The sequence below is a fragment of the Candidatus Darwinibacter acetoxidans genome, assembly GCF_041936445.1.
GTDB lineage: Bacteria > Bacillota > Limnochordia > Darwinibacteriales > Darwinibacteriaceae > DTU010.
In genome coordinates this window covers 1-2,806 of record NZ_JBHGXH010000135.1, presented here as the reverse complement: position 1 = coordinate 2,806, position 2,806 = coordinate 1, and the positions used below count along the sequence as shown (strand labels likewise).

Here is a 2,806-nt window from a genome sequence, read left to right as displayed (position 1 = left end):
GTGGATCCTATACCCACCCCGCAGGGGTTGGTGTGCTTCACGGCCACCGCGGCTGGTTCGGTAAACTCCTTAACGATCTGCAGGGCTGCTTCCGCGTCGTTAATGTTGTTGTAAGAAAGCTCCTTACCCTGGAGCTGCTTGGCGTAGGGGAGGGAAGATCTGGAGCCCAAGGGTTTTCTGTAGAAGGCGGCCTTTTGGTGGGGGTTCTCCCCGTAGCGCAGGGACTGCTGGAGCTCGTAGGTCACGGTAAGTCTCTCCGGGAACTCCTCGCCCGTGAGCCCCGTGAGGTACTCGGCGATGAGGGCGTCATAGGCCGCGGTATGGCGAAAAACCTTGGCCGCCAGTTTCCGCCGGGTTTCCCTTGCTACTTCTCCGCGCTCCCGCAGCTGGCTTAAGACCTCTGGGTAGTCTGCGGGGTCAATGAGCACAGTTACATGCTCATGGTTCTTGGCCGCGGCCCTGAGCATGGCCGGCCCGCCAATATCAATGTTCTCAATGGCCTCTTCAACAGAGGCATCTCCCTTGGCAATGGTCTCCTGAAAGGGGTAGAGGTTGACGCAGACGATCTGGATGGGTAGAATGCCGTTGCCCTGCAGATCCCTTTGGTGCTCCGCCAGATCCAGCCGGGCCAGGAGTCCCCCGTGCACCTTGGGATGGAGGGTTTTCACCCGCCCGCCCAGGATCTCAGGAAAACCGGTCACCTCGCTGATCCCGGTTACGGGCAGACCCGCCTCCTCCAAGGCCTTTTTCGTTCCTCCCGTGGAGAGGATCTCAAAGCCCAGTTCGTGCAGCTTTCGGGCCAAGTCCACTACTCCGCTCTTGTCAGAAACGCTGATCAGTGCTCGTTTAGTCAAGGCTTTCCCTCCGTTTTCTGAAAATCTCCTGCAGCACCTTGGGGTAAAACTCATGTTCCACCGCGTGGATCTTCTCTGCTAGGCTTTCCCGGGTCTCACCCGGATCGATAGCAACCGGCCTCTGGGCAATGATGGGTCCCGTATCCATCCCTTCATCCACGTAGTGGATGGTAACACCTGTGCGGGGCACCCCCGCTGCCAAGGCTTGTCCAATGGCATCTTTCCCTGGAAAAGCGGGGAGTAGGGAAGGGTGGATATTGATGATCCGCTCGGGGAAGGCAGCGAGCAGGGTAGGTCCGATCAGCCGCATATACCCCGCCAGGACGATATACTCCACATTAAGCTCCCGCAGCTGCCGCAGAATTAGCTCTTCATAGACGGCTTTGCTTGGGTACATATGGGGATAGAACATGAAGCAGGAAAGGCGGGCCTTACGGGCTCGCTCCAGACAGTAGGCCTCGGGGTTGTCAGAGACCACCAGCTTAATCTGGGCATGGAGTTCACCACTTTCCACGGCGCGGATCAGGGCGCCAAGGTTACTGCCGTTTCCCGAGGCAAACACGGCGATGTTGGTCATGTGATCTGCACCCCTTCGCCTTCCACCACCCGGCCGATTGCGTACGCCCGCTCACCCAGTTCCGTAAAGCAGCGGAGTACATCTCCGGCAAGCTCCTCATCCACGGCGATCACGAGACCAATCCCCATGTTGAACACGTTATACATCTCCAGCCTCTCCACTTCGCCTAAAGACTCCAGGAAGGGGAAGATGGGGGGAACTTCCCAGTTTCCTTCCTCGATCACAGCTCCAAGGCCAGGGGGGAGCATGCGCGGGATGTTTTCCAGAAAGCCTCCGCCGGTGATATGGGCCATGCCCTTGAGCCTAAACTGCTTCAGGGCCTTTAGGATTGGCTTGACGTAGATCCTGGTGGGCCTGAGCAGCTCTTCACCGATGGTGCAGCCCAGTTCCTCGATATGGTCGGAAGTGTGCAGCTTGGCCTGGGCAAAGAGGATGCGCCGGACCAGGGAGTAGCCGTTGCTGTGCAGGCCGCTCGAGGCAAGGCCAATGAGCACATCCCCAGCCCTGATCGCGGATCCGTCGATGAGATCCGCCTTTTCACAGGCGCCCACGGCAAACCCCGCCAGATCATATTCATGGGGGAGGTAAAGGCCTGGCATTTCCGCCGTCTCTCCGCCGATCAAGGCGCAGCCCGCCTGCACGCAGCCTTCGGAGACGCCCTGGACAATGGCTTCCACGCGCTCCGGATGCAGCTTCCCGCAGGCGATGTAGTCCAGGAAGAAGAGGGGTTCAGCCCCCTGCACCACAATATCGTTCACGCACATGGCCACGGCATCAATCCCCACAGTGTCGTGCTTGTCCACCATCAGGGCCACCATGAGCTTGGTGCCCACACCGTCCGTTCCGGAAACCAAGACCGGTTCTTTAAGTCCCAGGGATGAGAGGTCAAAGAGGCCTCCAAAGCCCCCCACACTGCCCAAGGCGCCGGGGCGTGTGGTGCGCCGCACATGCTTTTTGATCCGGGAGACAACTTCATAACCCGCTTCCAGGTCTACGCCCGCTCTGCGGTAAGCATCTACCATCTGCCATCCTCCTCGACTTCAGATTGAGGCACTGGGGTGGGGTAGTCTCCGGTATAACACGCCAGGCAGAGTTCGCTGCCTAAGACCTTACCCATTCCCTCTACGCTGAGAAAGTGCAGGGAATCAGCTCCGATGATCTCAGTAATTTCCTGGACACTGTAATTGGCCGCCAGGAGCTCTGCAGTGCTCAGAGTATCAATGCCGTAATAGCAGGGGTATTTGATAGGCGGTGAACTGATCAAAACATGCACTTCTTTGGCCCCGGCTTCCCTAAGCAGGCGGGTGATGCGCCTGCCGGTGGTGCCGCGCACGAAGGAATCATCAACTAAGGCCACGCGCCTGCCTTCCACCAC

At 58.8% G+C, this 2,806-nt stretch carries 3 protein-coding genes and 1 pseudogene; all 4 read right to left on the bottom strand.

The window, feature by feature from the left end; all coding sequences use genetic code 11:
• Positions 1 to 854, bottom strand: an 854-nt coding sequence (purH, locus tag ACE4YL_RS04950) for a bifunctional phosphoribosylaminoimidazolecarboxamide formyltransferase/IMP cyclohydrolase (RefSeq protein ID WP_461369320.1), incomplete at its 3' end; no start/stop codon positions are given.
• Positions 847 to 1,431 (bottom strand): phosphoribosylglycinamide formyltransferase, encoded by a 585-nt coding sequence (purN, locus tag ACE4YL_RS04945; protein ID WP_461369319.1) that lies wholly within the window; start codon positions 1,429 to 1,431, stop codon positions 847 to 849. The genes purN and purH, both read right to left, overlap by 8 nt.
• Positions 1,428 to 2,453: a phosphoribosylformylglycinamidine cyclo-ligase gene (gene purM, locus ACE4YL_RS04940; RefSeq protein WP_461369318.1), complete on the bottom strand. Its 1,026-nt coding sequence runs from the start codon at positions 2,451 to 2,453 to the stop codon at positions 1,428 to 1,430. Before purM ends, purN begins: the two co-directional genes overlap by 4 nt.
• Positions 2,447 to 2,806 (bottom strand): annotated as a pseudogene (locus ACE4YL_RS04935) (amidophosphoribosyltransferase); the annotation flags it as partial. The gene purM and the pseudogene ACE4YL_RS04935, both read right to left, overlap by 7 nt.

What these genes read in the sequence shown, in the direction of transcription:
- purN (WP_461369319.1), bottom strand. Translation starts at nt 1,431, where the DNA reads ATGACCAACATCGCCGTGTTTGCCTCGGGAAACGGCAGTAACCTTGGC.
- purM (WP_461369318.1), bottom strand. Translation starts at nt 2,453, where the DNA reads ATGGTAGATGCTTACCGCAGAGCGGGCGTAGACCTGGAAGCGGGTTAT.